This window comes from Streptomyces sp. NPDC091377, assembly GCF_044757045.1.
Taxonomy (GTDB): domain Bacteria; phylum Actinomycetota; class Actinomycetes; order Streptomycetales; family Streptomycetaceae; genus Streptomyces.
Map to the genome: position 1 here is coordinate 52,951 of NZ_JBIVUE010000016.1, position 18,273 is coordinate 71,223.

The 18,273-nt window shown below is 72.5% G+C and carries 16 protein-coding genes; 8 read left to right on the top strand and 8 right to left on the bottom strand.

Going from position 1 to position 18,273, the window contains the following annotated elements; genetic code table 11:
• The first annotated feature begins 56 nt into the window (after nucleotides 1–56).
• The 4 genes from ACIQNG_RS29135 (at nucleotide 57) to ACIQNG_RS29150 (ending at nucleotide 3,593) form a co-directional block, all read left to right on the top strand.
• Nucleotides 57–764, top strand: a complete 708-nt coding sequence (locus tag ACIQNG_RS29135) for a YitT family protein (RefSeq protein ID WP_401489142.1) — start codon at nucleotides 57–59, stop codon at nucleotides 762–764.
• Nucleotides 761–1,528 carry a glycerophosphodiester phosphodiesterase gene (locus ACIQNG_RS29140; protein ID WP_401439659.1) on the top strand — a complete coding sequence of 256 codons (768 nt, stop codon included), beginning with the start codon at nucleotides 761–763 and terminating at the stop codon, nucleotides 1,526–1,528. The genes ACIQNG_RS29135 and ACIQNG_RS29140 overlap by 4 nt, the downstream gene beginning before the upstream one ends.
• A 55-nt stretch (nucleotides 1,529–1,583) precedes the next feature.
• A complete protein-coding gene (locus ACIQNG_RS29145) occupies nucleotides 1,584–2,939 on the top strand; it encodes an MFS transporter (RefSeq protein WP_401489144.1) in 1,356 nt (451 codons plus the stop codon).
• 279 nt (nucleotides 2,940–3,218) lie between these two features.
• A complete protein-coding gene (locus ACIQNG_RS29150; RefSeq protein WP_003977404.1) occupies nucleotides 3,219–3,593 on the top strand; it encodes an RNA polymerase-binding protein RbpA in 375 nt (124 codons plus the stop codon).
• Nucleotides 3,594–3,828: 235 nt separating this feature from the next.
• On the opposite strand, the gene fxsA is transcribed toward ACIQNG_RS29150, so the two are convergent.
• The 4 genes from fxsA to ACIQNG_RS29170 form a co-directional block, all read right to left on the bottom strand.
• Entirely contained in the window at nucleotides 3,829–4,398 is a 570-nt protein-coding gene (gene fxsA, locus ACIQNG_RS29155; protein ID WP_401439663.1) for an FxsA family membrane protein, read from the bottom strand.
• A gap of 46 nt (nucleotides 4,399–4,444) precedes the next feature.
• Complete coding sequence (locus tag ACIQNG_RS29160; RefSeq protein WP_401489147.1) at nucleotides 4,445–5,368, bottom strand: polyprenol monophosphomannose synthase; 924 nt, start codon at nucleotides 5,366–5,368, stop codon at nucleotides 4,445–4,447.
• A 554-nt stretch (nucleotides 5,369–5,922) separates the two neighbouring features.
• Nucleotides 5,923–7,527, bottom strand: coding sequence for an amidohydrolase (locus ACIQNG_RS29165; RefSeq protein ID WP_401489149.1), 1,605 nt, complete (start codon nucleotides 7,525–7,527; stop codon nucleotides 5,923–5,925).
• A gap of 494 nt (nucleotides 7,528–8,021) precedes the next feature.
• On the bottom strand, nucleotides 8,022–8,462 hold the full coding sequence (locus ACIQNG_RS29170; RefSeq protein WP_401439669.1) for an Lrp/AsnC family transcriptional regulator: 441 nt from the start codon (nucleotides 8,460–8,462) through the stop codon (nucleotides 8,022–8,024).
• A 293-nt stretch (nucleotides 8,463–8,755) separates the two neighbouring features.
• On the opposite strand from ACIQNG_RS29170, the gene ACIQNG_RS29175 reads away from it, so the two are divergent.
• Nucleotides 8,756–9,193 carry a hypothetical protein gene (locus tag ACIQNG_RS29175; protein WP_401489151.1) on the top strand — a complete coding sequence of 146 codons (438 nt, stop codon included), beginning with the start codon at nucleotides 8,756–8,758 and terminating at the stop codon, nucleotides 9,191–9,193.
• Nucleotides 9,194–9,526: 333 nt separating this feature from the next.
• Here the strand turns inward: ACIQNG_RS29175 and ACIQNG_RS29180 are convergent, their stop codons facing one another.
• Nucleotides 9,527–10,699: an acyl-CoA dehydrogenase family protein gene (locus ACIQNG_RS29180; RefSeq protein ID WP_401489297.1), complete on the bottom strand. Its 1,173-nt coding sequence runs from the start codon at nucleotides 10,697–10,699 to the stop codon at nucleotides 9,527–9,529.
• Nucleotides 10,700–11,129: 430 nt separating this feature from the next.
• Between ACIQNG_RS29180 and ACIQNG_RS29185 the strand changes: the two genes are divergently transcribed.
• Nucleotides 11,130–12,377 carry a glycoside hydrolase family 18 protein gene (locus ACIQNG_RS29185; protein ID WP_401489153.1) on the top strand — a complete coding sequence of 416 codons (1,248 nt, stop codon included), beginning with the start codon at nucleotides 11,130–11,132 and terminating at the stop codon, nucleotides 12,375–12,377.
• Between the two features lie 127 nt (nucleotides 12,378–12,504).
• On the opposite strand, the gene ACIQNG_RS29190 is transcribed toward ACIQNG_RS29185, so the two are convergent.
• The 3 genes from ACIQNG_RS29190 to ACIQNG_RS29200 form a co-directional block, all read right to left on the bottom strand.
• Nucleotides 12,505–13,170, bottom strand: coding sequence for a TetR/AcrR family transcriptional regulator (locus ACIQNG_RS29190; RefSeq protein WP_401439676.1), 666 nt, complete (start codon nucleotides 13,168–13,170; stop codon nucleotides 12,505–12,507).
• A gap of 116 nt (nucleotides 13,171–13,286) precedes the next feature.
• Nucleotides 13,287–13,427 (bottom strand): SCO1431 family membrane protein, encoded by a 141-nt coding sequence (locus tag ACIQNG_RS29195; protein WP_401439679.1) that lies wholly within the window; start codon nucleotides 13,425–13,427, stop codon nucleotides 13,287–13,289.
• A 164-nt stretch (nucleotides 13,428–13,591) separates the two neighbouring features.
• Nucleotides 13,592–14,953 carry a peptidase C39 family protein gene (locus tag ACIQNG_RS29200; RefSeq protein WP_401489155.1) on the bottom strand — a complete coding sequence of 454 codons (1,362 nt, stop codon included), beginning with the start codon at nucleotides 14,951–14,953 and terminating at the stop codon, nucleotides 13,592–13,594.
• A 323-nt stretch (nucleotides 14,954–15,276) separates the two neighbouring features.
• Between ACIQNG_RS29200 and ACIQNG_RS29205 the strand changes: the two genes are divergently transcribed.
• Both ACIQNG_RS29205 and ACIQNG_RS29210 read left to right on the top strand, forming a co-directional pair.
• Entirely contained in the window at nucleotides 15,277–15,948 is a 672-nt protein-coding gene (locus ACIQNG_RS29205) for a uridine kinase (protein ID WP_401489157.1), read from the top strand.
• Nucleotides 15,949–16,379: 431 nt separating this feature from the next.
• A complete protein-coding gene (locus tag ACIQNG_RS29210) occupies nucleotides 16,380–18,257 on the top strand; it encodes an AAA family ATPase (RefSeq protein WP_401489159.1) in 1,878 nt (625 codons plus the stop codon).
• Nucleotides 18,258–18,273: the final 16 nt, after the last annotated feature.

The window sequence follows — 18,273 nt, forward strand, 5'->3', positions numbered from 1 at the left end:
GTCCACCTTCCTTGAATTGGCCATGGATGGCGTTTTCTCTCAAGCCACAGAGTGTCATGCGGCAGGCCACGAACACCACACCACCACCCCGAGGAGCCACGTTGTCCAGTCCGACCTCCGAGCGCCGGCTCCCCCGCCGGCTGGTCCAGCTCTACGCGGGGCTCGCGCTGTACGGGGCGAGTTCGGCGCTGCTCGTGGAGGCGGGCCTCGGGCTCGAACCCTGGAACGTGCTGCACCAGGGGCTCGCCGAGCTGACCGGGCTGACCATCGGCGTCGTGTCGATCGTGATCGGCGCGGTGGTGCTGCTGCTGTGGATCCCGCTGCGCCAGCGCCCGGGGCTCGGCACGGTCTCCAACGTCTTCGTGGTCGGTGTCGTCATGGACGCGACGCTCGCCGTGCTGCCCGGCGCCCACTCCCTGGCGGTGCGGATCCCGCTGATGGTGGCCGGGATCGTCCTGAACGGGGTGGCGACCGGTCTCTATATAGCGGCGCGCTTCGGGCCGGGACCGCGCGACGGGCTGATGACGGGGCTGCACCGGCGCACCGGCCGCTCCCTGCGGCTGATGCGGACGGCGATCGAGGTGGCGGTGGTCGTCACCGGCTTCGCCCTCGGCGGCACCATCGGCGTCGGGACCCTGCTCTACGCCGTGTCGATCGGCCCGCTCGCCCAGCTCTCCCTGCGGTTCTTCGCCGTACCGGCGCCGCCGGCGGGCAGCACGGTCGTTGCCGAGGGGTCACCGTCGGGGGCGATACTGCGACGGTGAACACGCCGATCCGCCATCCCTACCTCGACCACCCCGGCCCCCTCCCCTTCGCCCACCGGGGCGGGGCGGCGGACGGACTGGAGAACACCGTGGCGCAGTTCCGCCGTGCGGTGGAGACGGGGTACCGCTACATCGAGACCGATGTGCACCTCACGCGCGACGGCAGGCTGGTCGCCTTCCACGACGCGACGCTCGACCGGGTGACCGACGGCGCGGGCCGGATCGCCGACCTGCCCTGGGACGACGTACGCCAGGCGCGCGTGGGCGGCGCGGAGCCGGTTCCGCTGTTCGAGGAACTCCTGGAGACCTTCCCCGAGGTCCGCTGGAACGTGGATGTGAAGGCCGGGTCCGCCCTCCGCCCGCTGCTGGACCTGCTGGAGCGCGCGGACTGCTGGGACCGGGTCTGCGTCGGCTCCTTCTCCGAGGCCCGGGTGGCACACGCCCAGCGGCTGGCCGGCCCCCGGCTGGCCACCTCCTACGGCACCCGGGGCGTGCTCGGGCTGCGGCTGCGCTCCTGGGGCGTCCCCGTCGCGCCGCGCGGCTCCGCGATCGCCGCCCAGGTGCCGGAGCGCCAGTCGGGCGTCCCCGTCGTGGACCGCCGCTTCGTACGGACCGCCCACGCGCGCGGGCTCCAGGTGCATGTGTGGACGGTGAACGAGCCGGAGCGGATGCACCGGCTCCTGGACCTCGGAGTCGATGGCATCATGACCGATCACATCGACACGCTGCGCACGGTCATGGAGGACCGGGGCGTCTGGGCCTGACGGCCCGGGACGGCTCGCGGGGGACCACGGCGCACCACGGGAAGGCGGGGGGCGGGTGGGGATCGGCACCGTGCGGGATCAGCCGGCCGACGAGGCGGCGGGACGACGGCGCGAACAGCGCGCCTGGTACGTCTACGACTGGGCCTGCTCGGTCTACTCCACGAGCGTGCTCACGGTGTTCCTGGGCCCGTATCTGACCTCGGTCGCGGAGGAGGCCGCCGACGCCGACGGTTTCGTCCATCCGCTCGGCATCCCGGTGCGCGCGGGCTCCTTCTTCGCCTACTCGGTCTCCCTGTCGCTGATCGTGGCGGTGCTGCTGATGCCGCTGGTCGGCTCGCTCGCCGACCGCACCGGCCGCACCAAGCGGCTGCTGGGCGTCGCCGCGTACGTCGGGGCGGGGGCCACGGCGGGGATGTTCTTCCTGGACGGCGACCGCTATCTGCTGGGCGGGCTGCTGCTCGTGACCGCCAACGCCGCGCAGGCCGTGGCGATGATGCTGTACAACTCCTACCTCCCCCAGATCGCCACGCCCGAGGAGCGCGACGCCGTCTCCTCGCGCGGCTGGGCGCTCGGCTACGCGGCCGGGGCGCTGGTCCTGGTCGCCGACCTGGTGCTGTATCTGCGCCACGCCGACTTCGGGCTCTCGGAATCCGCGGCGGTCCGGATCTGTCTGGCCTCGGCCGGTCTGTGGTGGGGCGCGTTCGCCGTGATTCCGCTACGACGGCTGCGGGACCGCCGGCTGCCGTCGGCCGAGGGCGGGGCGAGGGCCGCCGGCGGGCTGCGGCAGCTCGCGGCCACCGTCCGCCATATGCGCCGCCATCCGCTGACCCTGGCCTTCCTCCTCGCCTACCTGGTCTACAACGACGGGATCCAGACCGTCATCACCCAGGCGTCGGTGTACGGGTCCGAGGAGCTGGGCCTCGGCCAGTCCACGCTGATCGTGGCGGTGCTGATGGTGCAGGTCCTGGCGGTGGCGGGGGCGCTGGCCCTGGGCCGGCTCGCCGACCGCTACGGCGCCAAGCGCACGATCCTCGGTTCGCTGATCGCCTGGACGGCGACCTTGGCCGCGGGCTACTTCCTGCCGGCCGGGCAGCCGGGGTGGTTCTTCGCGCTCGCCGCGGCGATCGGGCTGGTCCTGGGCGGCAGCCAGGCCCTGTCCCGGTCCCTCTTCTCCCATCTGGTGCCGCCCGGCAAGGAGGCCGAGTACTTCTCGGCCTACGAGCTGAGCGACCGGGGGGTGAGCTGGCTGGGGCCGCTGCTGTTCGGGCTGACCTACCAGCTGACCGGCAGCTACCGGGACGCGATCATCTCGCTGGTGGCCTTCTTCGTCCTCGGTTTCGTCCTCCTCGCGCGGGTACCCGTACGGCGGGCGATCGCGGACGCGGGCAACCCCGTACCCAAAAGGATTTAGCACTCAGGGCGAAAGGGCGGTAGTGTACGCGTTTGGCCTGCCAGGCGTACCGTTACTGCGCGTCAAAGATGCCGAAACGCTGGGTGACATCTCCCAACAGAGGTGACAAACCGGGCGCCGGTGGGTACGACATTGGTCAGCAAGGCTGCGGCTACGACGGCGACGCACGACCCCGGAACGTGTTGCGGAACGGGAATCTTTACCGCCGACCGGACGTTGACCGGATGACGACGACAGCGACACCAGTCCTGTGGGCGACAAGCCCGGGAGGCACGATTCATGAGTGAGCGAGCTCTTCGCGGCACGCGCCTCGTGGTGACCAGCTACGAGACGGACCGCGGCATCGACCTGGCCCCCCGCCAGGCCGTGGAGTACGCATGCGAGAAGGGGCACCGCTTTGAAATGCCCTTCTCGGTAGAGGCGGAGATCCCGCCGGAGTGGGAGTGCAAGGTCTGCGGTGCCCAGGCACTCCTCGTGGACGGCGACGGCCCCGAGGAGAAGAAGGCGAAGCCGGCGCGTACGCACTGGGACATGCTGATGGAACGGCGTACCCGCGAGGAACTCGAAGAGGTCCTTGAGGAGCGGCTGGCCGTTCTGCGCTCGGGGGCGATGAATATCGCGGTTCATCCCCGGGACAGCAGGAAGTCCGCGTAGCGACGCGACCGGCTGACTGACTGACACACATTACGCACGCACATGACCGCGGGCGCCGTACGTTCCTGACGTGCGGCGCCCGCGGTCGTCGTGCGCGCTCCCTGCCGCCCTCTCTGTCCCACCCGGCACTCACGCCCTCTGCCCCGCACAGCCCGGCGTACGCGCCCGGCGCACCCGGCCGGCGTTCGGCTGACCGTGCCCCGGCGCTCCCAGGGCTGTGCGCGGACCGGCCGCCTCAGCGGTTCAGCGGCGGCGGGAGCGGGCCCGAGCCCGGGTCCTGCTGGGCCTGCGCTGCCTCGTCCCTGATGACCTCGCCCTGGACGACCTTGCCGTCCGGGCGGCGCATACGGGCCTGCTGGAAGGCGTCACCGAGGCTGCCGGGACCGGCCTGCCGGAGCCGCCGCTCGAACTTCCGCTCGGCGTAGCCGCTCACGGCCTTCTGGACGCCCGGGATCAGCAGCAGCAGACCCACGGCGTCCGAGATCAGCCCGGGGATCAGCAGCAGCAGACCGCCGAGCATCATCAGCCCGTTGCCCCCGCCGCCGTCCGGGGCGACGCCCCGCTGGAGCGCCTCGTTCAGCGTCTGGAAGGCGCGTCGGCCCGCCAGCTTGATGACGGCGGCGCCGGCCACGAACCCGGCGAGCAGGATCAGGAAGACCAGGAACCCGCTGGTGCTGCCCGCCACCACCGTCAACAGCCAGATCTCCAGCACCACCCAGGCCGCGACGCCCAGGGGGAGGAAGGTGCGCAGCCGGGAGCGGCGCGGCTTGGCGGGGGAAGAAGGGTTCGGTGCGCCAGTCGTCATGACTCCAGTGTGCCTGGGCCCGGCTCAGTCCGGGATAAACCCGTGGTCAGCGGGATCCGTCCCGGCCCACCCCGTCCGCACCGGGCCCCGCTTCCGTCCCGGGCCCCGCTTCCGTCCCGGGCCCCTCATCGCCTTCACGGGCCTCACGGGCCTCACGGTGCTCACGGCCCTCGCGGGGTTCGCGGCCCTTGCCGCCGATCAGCCGGCCGGCCCGCTCCCCCACGCCCCAGGCGGTCACCCGCCACAGGGCCTCGACGAAGATGTCCCGGCTCATCTTGGAGTCGCCCAGCTCGCGGTCGACGAAGGTGATCGGGACCTCCACGACGTGGTAGCCGGCCTTCACGGCGCGGCGGGCCAGGTCGACCTGGAAGCAGTAGCCCTGCGAGGCCACGTCGGTGAGGCCGAGGCCCTCCAGGGTCTCGCGGCGGAAGGCGCGGTAGCCGCCGGTGACATCACGCAGCGGGACATCGAGCAGGACCCGGGAGTAGAGGCTGCCGCCGCGGGAGATGAACTCTCGGCTGCGCGGCCAGTTCACCACCCGCCCGCCGGGCACCCAACGTGAGCCGAGCACCAGGTCGGCGCCCTTGAGGGCGGTGAGCAGCCGGGGCAGTTCCTCGGGCTGGTGGGAGCCGTCGGCGTCCATCTCGATCAGTACGCCGAAGTCGCGTTCCAGGCCCCAGCGGAAGCCGGCGACGTAGGCGGCGCCCAGGCCCTCCTTGCCCTGCCGGTGCAGTACGTGGACCTGCTCGTCCTCGGCGGTCAGCTCGTCGGCAAGCTTCCCGGTGCCGTCGGGGCTGTTGTCGTCGGCCACGAGGACGTGCGCCTCGGGGACCGCCGCGCGCACCCGGCCGACGATGGTCTTGACGTTCTCCGCCTCGTTGTACGTCGGGATGATCACCAAGACCGTGCCGAGCGGACCGAAACGCCCGCTCTTGGCCGGTGTGCCCGGCACCCCGTCACCGTCGTTCACTGCTGCCCCTTCGAGTCCGTCCGCAGGCGTCCACCATAGTGGCCGCGGCCTGCGGTGACGTGACAGCACAGTCGTACGGCCCGCACGATCGCGCAAGTGTCGGGGGCGAGTCCGGGCAGGCGGGCAGGAACCGGGCGGAATGACGCTCGGGGCTGCGGATGGGGGCCCGGCGCCCTTCGGGCCGACCTGGGACCCGCTGGCTGCGAATCGTCCGAAAGCCGTTGTCTACTGAGCACCCGGGCCCCACCCGGGTCACACCCGCCGACCGGCCGGAACGTTCCCTCGCCGTGGCGCGGGCACTGGGCCTGGTTCCCGTGGCCGGTGCCCCGGTGCGGTGCGCCGTCCCTGACCCAGTGGCGCCGCGACGAGTACGCGGACGTTCCCCGGTCGGGCGTCCGGAGGTGGACCCGGCCGAACCTACCGGCCCCGGACCGCCGGGTGTCAACACCTGTTCGACCTGCGGTTCTTCCCCGGATCCCGCGCTGACCGGGGAGGATACGCAGGTCGAGCGACGGGGCGGCGGGCGGGGACGGGTACCGCGCCACCCCGGGAGATCACTCGCCCGGCCGTACGAACACGGTCCGGCCGCCCACCACCGTGCGCAGGCAGACCGGCAGACCGGTGCCCGGGGTGAGGTCGGGCAGGCCGGGGGTGCCGGAGCGGGGGTCGGTGGACCAGCGGGCGACCCGGTCGTCGGGCGCCTGGACCACGAGCGCGCCGGTGCGCCAGACCGCGTAGTCGGCGGGTGCCCCGGGCACCAGCACTCCCGCGTCGTCCCGTCCGATCGCCCGCCAGCCGCCCCGCGTGTGCGCCGTGAAGGCGGCGCGTACGGAGATCCGGTGCTCCGGTGTGCGGTGGAAGGCGGCGGCGCGGACGGTGCCCCACGGGTCGATCGGGGTGACCGGGCTGTCGGAGCCGAGGGCGAGCGGCACACCGGCCCGCAGCAGGGCCGCGAAGGGGTTGAGGGCGGCTGCCCGCTCGGCACCCAGCCGTTGCGCGTACATGCCGTCGGGGCCGCCCCACAGGGCGTCGAAGGCGGGCTGCACGGAGGCGGTCAGACCGAGTTCGGCGAAGGCGGCGACGGCCTCCGGGGTGAGCATCTCGGCGTGTTCGACACGGTGCCGGGCGGCGCGGATCCTGGCGAGGCCCACCTTGTCGGCGGCGGCCCGCACCCCGGTCACCACGGCGGTCACGGCGGCGTCACCGATCGCGTGGAAGCCCGCCTGGAGGCCGGCCTCGGTGCAGGCGACGACATGGGCGGCCACGGCCCCGGCGTCCAGGTAGGCGATGCCGGTGTGCCCGGCGTCGGCGTACGGCTGGTGGAGGCAGGCGGTGTGCGAGCCGAGGGCGCCGTCCACGAAGAGGTCCCCGGCGGCGCCGAGCGCGCCGAGTTCGCGGGCCTTGTCCACGTCCTGCTCGGCCCAGTAGCCGACGAGGCGGGGGCCGGGCTCCCGGGCGGCGAGCGTGAGCAGGCCGGTGAAGTCGTCCTCGGAGGAGATGTCGGGGCCGGCGCATTCGTGCAGCGAGCCGATCCCGAGGGAGGCGGCGTGCGCGAGGGCGGCGCGCTGGGCCTCGGCGCGCTGGGCGGGGGTGACGGCGGCGAGGGCGGCGGCCCGGACGGCGTGGTGGGCGTCGGCGGTCAGCGGGGCGTCCTCGCGCGGGACGTCGGCGGCGACCAGGTCGAGCAGAGCGGTGCTGACCACCGCCGAGTGGACGTCGATGCGGCTGAGGTAGAGCGGGCGGTGTCCGGTCGCCTCGTCCAGTTCGGCGCGGGCCGGCGGACGGCCGCCGGGCCAGCGGGCGGTGTCCCAGCCGTGGCCGAGCAGGACCCGGTCGTGCGGGCGGGCCGCGGCGAACTCCCGTACGAGGGCGAGGGCCGCCTCCAGGGTGGGTGCCGTGGACAGGTCGAGGCCGGTGAGGGCGAGGCCGGTGGCGGTGGTGTGCACATGGGCGTCCGTGAACGCCGGGGTGACCAGGGCGCCGTCGAGGTCGAGCACCTCGTCCACGCCGTCCGCGAAGGCGTCCGCGGCGCCCTCGGAGCCGACCCAGGCGACATGGCCGTGCTCCACGACCATCGCGGTGGCGAAGGGGTCGGCGGGGCTGTGGACCTCGCCGCGGCGGAGCAGGACGGTTCGGGGACCGGCGGTGCGTTCACTCATGCCGACAGTTTCTCCCGCCCGGCCCGGCCCGGAGCCGCCGGGGCACACCCGACGCACCCGGCCCCCCACGGCGTACGGCCCTGGAGCCCTGCCTGACGGCCGTGGGCCCCGGAACCGCGACTGACGGCCTTGCGCCCGGGAGCCGTGACCGACGGCCTTGCGCCCCGGAGCCGTGACCGTCGCCCCCGGCCCCCGAACGGACCGCCCCGGTGCGCCCCGTACCGACCCGGAGTGCGCCGGACGGCCCTGGAGCCCTGCCAGACAGCCGCTGGAGCCGTGACCGACGGCCCCTCGACCGGCAGCGGACGATCTCCGGACCGGCAGCGGACGACCTCCGGACCGGCAGCGGGCGACCTCCGGAGCGGCGGCGGGCGACCTCTGGACCGCGGACGTACGGGCGAGGGACGGGCGGCCCCGGATCCGCGGCGGCGGCCCGCGGGTGTGGAGGAGGGCCGGGCGTCGACGGGGGGGGGGAAAGAACCCCGGCGGACGGACTAGATCCGCGGTGGTCGTGCCTCGTACGGCGTGGACAGGACCACCGTCGTCCGGGTGGACACCCCCGCGAGCGACCGCAACCGGGCCAGCAGTTCCTCCAGTTCGTGGGGGGTCGAGACACGGACCTTGAGGATGTAGTTCTCGTCCCCGGCGACGCTGTGGCACGCCTCGATCTCGGGGACCCCGGCGAGCCGGTCGGCGATGTCGTCCGGGGCGCTGGGGTCGAAGGGTTTGACCGAGATGAACGCGGTCATCGGCAGCCCGACGGCCTCGGGGTCGACCACCGCGGCGTATCCGCGGATGACCCCGCGCTGCTCCAGCCGCCGCACCCGCTGGTGCACGGCGGAGGTGGACAGGCCGGTCGCCTTGCCCAGGTCTGTGTAGCTCATCCGCCCGTCCTTGACGAGCAGCTGCACGATATGACGGTCCAGCTCCTCCATGGCGCAAGAACCTACAGTGCCGTTGATCTCCGCGGATACCTCGGCGGTCCCGGTCCTCCCCCGTTCGTGATGCGGAGCGAGCGGACCGGGCACCCCGCGGGGTAGTGTCGCCGGGAGATCGTCGGCCCGTCGTTTACCCCGCCCGGGGCATCTGCGGACGGCATGTGACGAACGCCACAAGACCCGAGCGCCCTTCGTGATGTTCTCGTGATTACCCCGGAGAGCGGACGGGAAGTGCTTGGTGTGGTCGAGGCCGCAGTGCCTTCACGGCCCAGCCCGAGGGGGAGAACCCAATGCAGAGTCTTAAGCGCCCTGGTCGTACCGCGTCCAAGCGGCAGCAGCCGGTCGTGGAACTCGTTCCGGAGGGCGTCGCAGCCGACGCCCTCGACGGCGACGAGTCCGACGCGTACGACACCTTCGAGATGTACCGGGTGATCTGCCCGGACTGCGCGCAGCCCATCGCCCTGCTGGCGGAGGAGGAGGTCCTGCCGGAGCACGCGCTGTGTGTCTCGCCGTGGAACCCGTTCGGGCTCACGGTCTGCGCCGGAACCGGCCGTCGGGCCGGCGACGCCCGTCCGGCGGACGAGTCGGTCGAGCCCCAGGAGCAGGACACCGCCTTGCTGTTGACGCTCCCTCAGGGACTCGACTGGCGGACCCAGCCGTTCTCGCACGTGGGCGGCCCGGGCTCGCGCCCGATGCGGGTTCCGGTGATGCGCCGCGACGCGGCCTGAGCCCTCGCTCCCACCGCGAACTCACGGTCGATTCCCGGGATCGGTGACCTGCCGCGGGGCAGGCGCGTTGCCCTGGTATGACCCCCATCCTCTCCACCACAGGGCGTCAGCTCCGGCTCTTCGTGTCGGCGCCCGCAGAATCGGTTCCGCAGCCGGGGTGGCCGGCCACACCGCCCGCCCCGGCACCGCTTCCGTTCGCCCCGCCGCAGCATCAGGACCCGCCGATCTACCAGGAGTTGCTGCACACCTGGGCGCACCGCGGGTGTGCCCTGCCGGGGCGCCACGACCCGGAGTGGGTCCGGTTGGCGGCGCCCCAGGTGAGACCCGGGCAGTTCAGCGGCTTTCAGGACCCACCAGGTGGCGGCCGATGACCATCCGCTGGATCTGGTTGGTGCCTTCCACGATCTGGAGCACCTTGGCCTCGCGCAGGTAGCGCTCGGCCGGGAAGTCGGCGGTGTAGCCGTAGCCGCCGAGGATCTGCACGGCGTCCGTGGTGACGTCCATCGCGGTGTCGGTGCAGAACAGCTTGGCCATGGCCGCCTGCTTGGCGAACGGCAGGTCCGCGTCCCGCAGCCGGGCCGCCGCGAGATACAGCGCGCGGCCGGCCTCGATCCGGGTCGCCATGTCGGCGAGCATGAAGCGCAGCCCCTGGAAGTCGGCGATGGGCCGACCGAACTGCCGCCGTTGGGCCGCGTACGCGACGGCCTCGTCCAGCGCGGCCTGGGCCACGCCGATCGCGCAGGCCGCGATGCCGAGCCGCCCGGAGTCGAGCGCGGACAGGGCGATCGCGAAGCCCTGTCCCTCCTCGCCGATCCGGCGGCTGTCGGGGACGCGTACGCCGTCCAGGTGAATCTGGGCTGTCGGGGAACCCTTCATCCCCATCTTCCTCTCGGGCGCCGCGGCGCTCAGCCCCTCGGCGTCACCGGGCACCAGGAAGGCGGTGATCCCCCGGGAGCCGTCCTCGCCGGTGCGGGCCATGACGGTGTAGAAGTCGGCGATCCCGCCGTGGGTGATCCATGCCTTGGTGCCGGTGAGCACCCAGGCGTCGCCGTCCCGTACGGCCTTCGTGCGCAGGGAGGCGGCGTCGGAGCCGGAGGAGGGTTCGGAGAGGCCGTACGCGCCGAGCAGCCCGCCGCCGAGCATCGCGGGCAGATGCTCGGCCCGCTGTTCCTTGGTGCCGTACGCGGCCGTCGCGTAGGAGGCGAGCGTGTGGACGCTGACGCCGAGGCCGACGGTCAGCCGGGCGGCGGCGAGTTCTTCGAGGACCTGGAGGTAGACCTCGTAGGGCTGGTCCCCTCCCCCGTACTCGCCGGCGTACGGCAGGCCGAGCAGTCCGGAGCGGGACAGCAGGGTGAAGAGTGCGCGGGGGAAGGTGCCCGCGTCCTCCTCCTCGGCGGCCTGCGGGGCGATCTCCCGTACGGCGATGTCACGGACGAGTGAGATCAGCTCCCTGGCCTCGTCCGTGGGCAACTGCCGGTCCACCGGCTGCGGGGCGCGGTCGGGCATGGCGACGCTCTCCTCCCTTTCGGGCGCGGGGCGGGCGTCGCCTCGGGTGGTGGCCACTCCGCCGGAGTCTTTCCGGTGCGCCGCCGTGGCCCGTACGTCCGGGTCACGAACGCTGCTGACCAGCGGCTGCGCGCTGTGAGTATGCCCGATCGGGACCGGCAAGTCACTCGTTAACGACCGCTTACTCCAAGAAATGCGCCACGCGCGCTTCACGGGATCCACCCGGCCCTGGCGCATCACCCCGCCCACGCCTTGGCCCCGACCGGGTCCGGTCGCCCGGCGTCGCACCGGTCAGGACATCGCATGGCCGAAATTGGTCCGAACCATTGACCCTACTGGTCTAGTCCTCCTAGTGTTTCCGGTCAGTCGCCGCATCATCGCGTCCATGCCAATCGGCCCGCGTTCTCTTCCCTTCCAGGAGACCACCCTGATGCGAACTCCCCACCGTTCCCGCTCCCGGTTCCGGGCGCTCGTGGCCGCGGCGTGTACCGCCGTCCTCGGCGCCGGACTGCTGGCCGGCGCGGGCACCGCCACCGCGAAGGCCGAGCAGCCGGCGGCCAAGCCACCGGCCCGTTCGGACTCCAAGGTGATCGGTTACTTCACCGAATGGGGCACCTACGGCCGCAACTACCTGGTCAAGAACATCGACACCTCGGGGTCGGCCAAGAAGCTCACCCACATCAACTACGCCTTCGGCAACGTCGTGGACGGGAAGTGCGCGCTCGGCGACACCTACGCGGCGACCGAACGCGTCTACACCGCGGCCGAGTCGGTGGACGGCCGCGCGGACACCGAGACCCAGCCGCTGCGCGGCACGTTCAACCAGTTGCGTGAGCTGAAGAAGAAGTACCCGCACATCAAGGTGCTGTACTCGTTCGGTGGCTGGTCCTGGTCCGGCGGCTTCGGTGAGGCGTCCAAGGACCCGGAGGCGTTCGCGGAGTCCTGCCAGAACCTGCTGGAGGACCCGCGCTGGAAGGACGTCTTCGACGGGATCGACATCGACTGGGAGTACCCGAACGCCTGCGGCGCCACCTGTGACACCAGTGGCCGGGAGTCCTTCAGGAACGTGATGCGGGAACTGCGCGACGAGTTCGGCAAGCGGTATCTGGTCACCGCGGCCATCACCGCCGACGCCAGCCCCGGCGGAAAGATCGACGCCGCGAACTACGCGGGCGCGGCCCGGTACGTCGACTGGTATCTGCCGATGACGTACGACTTCTTCGGCGCCTGGGCGTCGAACGGCCCGACCGCGCCGCACTCGCCGCTCAACGGATACCCGGGCATCCCGAACGCCGACTTCCACTCCTCGGCCACCATCGCCAAGCTCAAGAGCCTCGGCATCCCGTCCTCCAAGCTCCTGCTCGGCCTCGGCTTCTACGGCCGCGGCTGGACCGGTGTCACCCAGGCGGAGCCCGGCGGCACGGCGACCGGACCCGCGGTCGGCACCTTCGAGCCCGGCTTCGAGGACTACAAGGTGCTGAAGAACACCTGCCCGGCGACCGGGACCGTGGGCGGCACCGCGTACGCCAAGTGCGGTGACAACTGGTGGAGTTACGACACCCCCGCGACCATCGGCACCAAGATGGCGTACAAGAACAAGCAGGGGCTCGCCGGCACCTTCTTCTGGGAGCTGAGCGGTGACACCGCCGACGGCGAGCTGATCAGGTCCATCAAGTAGCGCGCACCGCAGTCGACTCGGGGTGGGGATCGGCGGATCCTCGCCCCGAGGCCATGTCCGGATCCTCGCCCCGAGGCCATGTCCGGATCCCGCGCCGGAGGCCGATCCACGCCACCGCGCGCCGGGGTCAGACCCAGTCGCCGCGGCTGCGGTCCGGGGCCGGGTGGTCCGCGTCGAGTTCCTCGATGGCGAGCAGGGTGCCGCCGAGGGTTCCGACCATCAGGCCGCACATCTCCTCGCGGGTCAGCACCGGGCGGTCGATCCAGTCGAGGACGGCGCCCTCCACCCCGCAGACCCAGCTGAGCAGTCCGGTGCGGGCGATCGGGGCGATGTTCTTGCGGCCGTAGGCGCCTTCGGCGATGGTGTCCACGATCGCCTCGCGCACTCCCTCGCGGATCGACTGCACCTCGGTGTCGAAGCCGACGCCGCCGCTGATGATGGTGCGGTAGGCCGCCTGGTTCACCTCGGCGTAGCCGAGATAGCCGTCGATGGTGCGCCGGACGCGGTCGGCCGGGTCCAGTTCGAGACCGCGGGCGGCGAAGGCGATCAGATCGGCGACGGCGTCCTGGATGATCGCCAGGTAGTAGCCGCGCTTGGACTGGAAGTAGTAATAGATCAGGCCCTTGGCGACCTGGGCGTGGCGGGCGATGTCGTCCATCGACAGCGCGTCGTACGACGTGTCGGCGAACAGCCTGCGGCCGATGGCGATGAGTTCGGCGCGGCGGGCCAGCGAGCGCTCGGAGCCTCGCGCCCGGGGACCGGGTGCGGTGGCGCGCTGTTGACTGATATTCACATTCGACCCTGGTCTCCGACAGGCGGCGGGAATGAGCAGTATGCCAGGCCGAACCGGTGGTCAGCTCACCGAAGGGGCAAAATGTGGATCACCGAAACAGAACCCGCCGGACCGGCTCAGATCAGGCCCAGTCGGGTCACCAGCATCGCGATGACCACGACGAGCAGCCAGCCCGCGAGGTGCTCGACGAGTTGCGGGCCGTCCGTCTCGGGCCCGCCGGTGCGGGCGCGTGCGGTGGTGGCTGAGTGCGCGTTCATGGGCGTCTCGCTCGGGTCGTACGTGCGGTGCGGGGGTCCGGCGGCTCGCCGGTCCGTCCACCTTGCCACCGTCGGCGGCTTTTGCACCCGAGAGCTTGGTCACAGCGGAGCGGCCCCCGGCTGATCACCGGGGGCCGCTTCGCCGGTGGTGCGGCGAGCCGCGGTCAGCGCACCCCGACCGCCGCGAGGGCCTTGCGCCGGCGGGCGGAGAGGCGGGCCGGGAAGTAGAGGTAGCAGACGCCGCCGGTGCCGGAGACCACCTTGCCGGCGGCGTTGTACCGCTTGGTGCGGAGCCAGATGTTCTCCCACTCGCGCCGTTTGTAGACCCGGCGGACCGCCTCGTTGCTGGGTGACGCGGGGTCGTTGGCGATCACATCACCCTCAGAGGTGAATCCGATGACCGTCATCAGATGACCGGCCGTGCCGTAGCCGGCGCCCGTCAGTTCGGATTCCAGGAAGGACTGGGAAGTGATGACCGGAATGCCCGCCTTGATCAATGTCTCGACGTCGGTGAGCGAGCCGAGCCGGGTCACCACACCCTGGAGGCCGTCGAAGGTGGCCGCGTAGGCGGCGTTGAACGGCCAGTTGCCGCAGCCCGCGTACTGGTGGTCGTACGTGTACCGGGCCGCGTGGCACACCTGCGGGTCGGTGTAGTCCGGGTCGACCCAGGAGAGCTGGTCCTCGGTGAGCCGGCCGCCCCAGTACTCGATGATCATCTGGGAGGAGGTGGGGCTGCACCATGCCTCGCCGCCGTTGTCGTACTCCGGGTACCGGCCCTTGTGGATCTCCTGCGAGTAGCGCGGGACGGCCAGTTCGGCGGCGGCGCCCGGGGTCGAGGCCGGGACGGTGAAGCGGTCGGGGACGTCCGAGCCCATGGCGCCGGTGCGCCGGACGGTGGGGGTGAGCCGGGTGCCGGGCGTGCGGTACAGGGTCAGCCGCAGCCGGTAGGAGGCGAGCCGCAGTCCGGAGGCGGCGTCGTCGATCGAGAAGGTGTCGGTCCAGACGCTGCTGCGGCCGTCGCCCTGGTCGTCCACCGAGGTCCGCCGCAGGTCCCCGTCCCCGGCCGTCCAACGGCCCATGACGTACCACGGGGTCGGGGTGCCGTCGGAGTAGGTGCCGGTCAGCTCGATCTGGAGCCAGGTGCCGTCCGGGGTGTCCGCGTTCCAGGAGGCGATGACCTCGGTGGCGGGGACGCTGAGCCGGTGCACCGGCGAGGTCCAGGTGGCGTACTCCCAGGCCGCGGTCCGTCCGGTGTGCGGATCCGCGTACTCGACGGTGCCCGCGGGCTTCGCGATCACCAGCCCGGGACGCGCGCCCGGCACGGCCCGGGTCCCGCGCGCGGTGCCACCGCGCCAGTCGTCGTACGAGATCCAGGCCCGGTTGTCGACCGGGCGGGCCGGGGCGCCGCCGGGGCGCGGGGCCCGGTGCGCGGAGGCGGCGGACGCGAGGCCCGTACCGCCCACGACGGCGGCGGCGACGGTCGCCGCAAGAACGGTTCTGCGGGACGGCTGTTCGGCACTGCGCATCGGTGTGTGACCCCCAGGTGTCCGAGTCGGGCGGCGCGGCGGTGGTACCGCCGTGGCCGTGGGCCAACTATGGACGCCGGGGGCGGGGTCCGGCCAGCGTCCGGGCCGTGCGACGGCGAGCAATATTGGTCCAGTCCACTGAGGGGGCCGGGTGGGTCGGACGGACCACGTCGGCCGGACTCCGCTCCCCCGGCATCCCCGGCGCAGGCACCCGACCCGGCACCGCAGACCGCACCGGCACCCGCACCCGCACCCGCACCGGCACCCGCACCGGCACCGGCACCGGCACCGGCACCGGCACCGGCACCGGGGATGATGGGGGCATGCCCAGTCCCCCACCTGACCCCCTGCCCGGCCCGCCCGCTGCGTCCGACCTCTCGTCCCTCGCCCGCGAACTGTCCGCGCTGCCGCCGTCCTGCGGGCCGGTGCGGCTGATCGGCGTCGACGGGTACGCCGGTTCGGGGAAGACGACCCTCGCCGCACGGCTGGCCGCGGCGCTGGGCGGGGCGCCGGTGCTGCATCTGGACGACATCGCGAGCCACGCCGAGCTGTTCGGCTGGACCGACCGCCTGCTGGAGCAGGTGATCGCTCCGCTCGCGCGGGGCGAGGACGCGCGCTACGCCCCCTACGACTGGCGGGCCCGCGCCTTCGGTGCGCCCCGGACGCTGCCCGCCGCGCCGGTGGTGATCGTGGAGGGCGTGGGGGCGGGCCGGCGCGCGCTGCGGCCGTGGCTGGCGCGGCTGCTGTGGATGGACGTACCGCGTGAGGAGGCGTGGGCGCGGGGCCGGTCGCGGGACGGGGCGGAGCAGCGGGACTTCTGGGCCGGGTGGGTCGAGGCGGAGCGCCGGCACTTCGCCGAGGACCCTTCGCGGCCCTTCGCCGAGCAATTGGTACAGCAGTTGCCGGAGGGGTACATGGTGCTGGTGGGGCCTGCGGGAATTCCAGGTACAGACCAGACCCTCACTGAGGGTGACGGGCCATCGGCAATGTGCTGAAGCTGTGAAGACCCTCGCCCGGGAACTTGTGCGAGTGCCTCAACTCGGCTTGACCCAAGGGCCGTACAGGACTTACGTTCTCAATGTGCGGCCCGTCGAGGCCGCCGCAGGACACGAAGCCCCCGGTTGTTCCCCCGTGATCGGGGGCTTCGTTCTGCCCTCCCCCTTCTTTCACGGCGCGAGACGCCCCCTGAATCTCACCCTCGGTCACCGTCCGGTCTCCGCCCGGTCCACCGCCAACTCGCCGGACGAGCTGTGCGGCACCCTTCGGCGGGCCGTGCCGCCGCGGGTACCATGCCCTCGGTGCGACCTGTGGACAACTGCTGCGCGCACCTTGCAACTCCGGTCCGCGGCCCAGTGGTTGGCTCCGTCGGCCACCGGGTAACGGCCCGGCGGGAGACCGACGGGGGCACGGTTTGTGGGGGGACGTGATGGACTTCGGCACGCAGGGCGGCCCCGAGGCCCCGGCCGACCTGGCCTGGCTGCGCGGCGTGGACGCCTACACGATGGGCGCCTATCCGCAGGCCGAGGAGGAGTTCCGGACCGCGGTGCGGATCGACCCCGGCATGGCGGACGGCTGGCTCGGGCTGCACGCGCTGCGGGTGGACACCACCACAGCGCTGCTGCGCATGTTCCGGCACAGCGACCGCTTCGGCGAACAGCGCGCCCGGCACCGCCGCACGCTCAACTCCTGGTACTGGCTGGGCTGGTGGGTGCAGCCGGTGCTGGAGAGCCCGCGTGATCTGCTGCTCGCGCACGCCTCGCACTGGCTCGACGGACGGCATGTGCCCGAGCTGGACCGGGCGCTCGCGGGACTGCCGCCGGTCGACACCGACCAGCAGGTGCGCTTTCTGCACGCCTGCCGGTCGTACCTGGTCAAGGACTGGGAACAGCTCGTACGGCACACCGACTCGCTGCTCGGTGATCCGCTGCTCGGTATCGAGGCCGGGCTGTTCGGCGGGATGGCGCGGGTGCGGCTGGAGATGTTCGGGCAGGCCGAACCGATGCTGTCGGCCGCGCTGATGCGGTGCCGCAGCGAGCAGCCGCAACGCAAGGAACTGCGGTACTGGCTGGCGCGGGCGCACGAGGGCACCGGGCGCAGTGCCGCCGCGCTGCCGCTGTACCGGGCGGTGCACCGGGTCGACCCCGCCTTCATGGACACCTCGGCCCGGCTCGCGGCGATCGCCGAGGGCGACGGGTACGACGACGCCGACGGGCTGGCGCTCACCCTGACCGGCGCCGGGCCGGACGGCCTCGACGGCCCGGACGGGCTCGATCCGCTCTTCGGCCCGGAGGACCGCAATCTGAAGCTGTCCGAGCCGGGCGGGCCGGGGGGACCGGCGCCCGCCGGGCCGCTGCCCGCGGTGCCTGACCCGGTGGTGCGGGCCAAGACGGTGCTGCCCGAGCAGGCGCTGCCCGCCGGGCCCACCGACTCCGCGTTACTGGAGGAGGCGCTCGCCGAACTGGAGCGCATGGTGGGCCTTGAGCCGGTGAAACGGCAGGTCAAGGCGTTGTCGGCGCAGCTGAACATGGCGCGGCTGCGGGCCGGGCAGGGGCTGCCGGTCCAGCCGCCGAAACGGCACTTCGTCTTCTCCGGGCCCTCCGGCACCGGCAAGACCACGGTCGCCCGGATCCTCGGCCGGGTGTTCTACGCCCTCGGACTGCTCGGCGGCGACCACCTCGTGGAGGCCCAGCGGGCCGACCTGGTCGGCGAGTACCTCGGGCAGACCGCCGTGAAGGCCAATGAGCTGATCGACTCCGCGCTCGGCGGGGTCCTGTTCGTGGACGAGGCGTACGCGCTGTCCAACTCGGGGTACGGCAAGGGCGACGCGTACGGGGACGAGGCGCTCCAGGTGCTGCTGAAGCGGGCCGAGGACAACCGGGACCACCTGGTGGTGATCCTCGCCGGGTACCCCGAGGGCATGGACCGGCTGCTCGCCGCCAACCCCGGGCTCTCCTCCCGCTTCACCACCCGCGTCGACTTCCCCTCCTACCGGCCGCTCGAACTCACCTCCATCGGTGAGGTCCTCGCCGCGGAGAACGGGGACGCCTGGGACGAGGAGGCGCTGGACGAGCTGAGGTCCATCGCCGGGCATGTGGTCGATCAGGGCTGGATCGACGAACTCGGCAACGGGCGGTTCCTGCGGACGCTGTACGAGAAGAGCTGCGCGTACCGGGATCTGCGGTTGTCGGGGTACCCGGGGGCGTTGTCGCGGGACGACCTGGCGACGCTGCGGCTGCCGGATCTGATGCAGGCGTACGGGGAGGTGCTGTCGGGACGGGGGCCGCAGGATCCGTCGGCGCCGTAGCCCCCGCGGGCGGCGG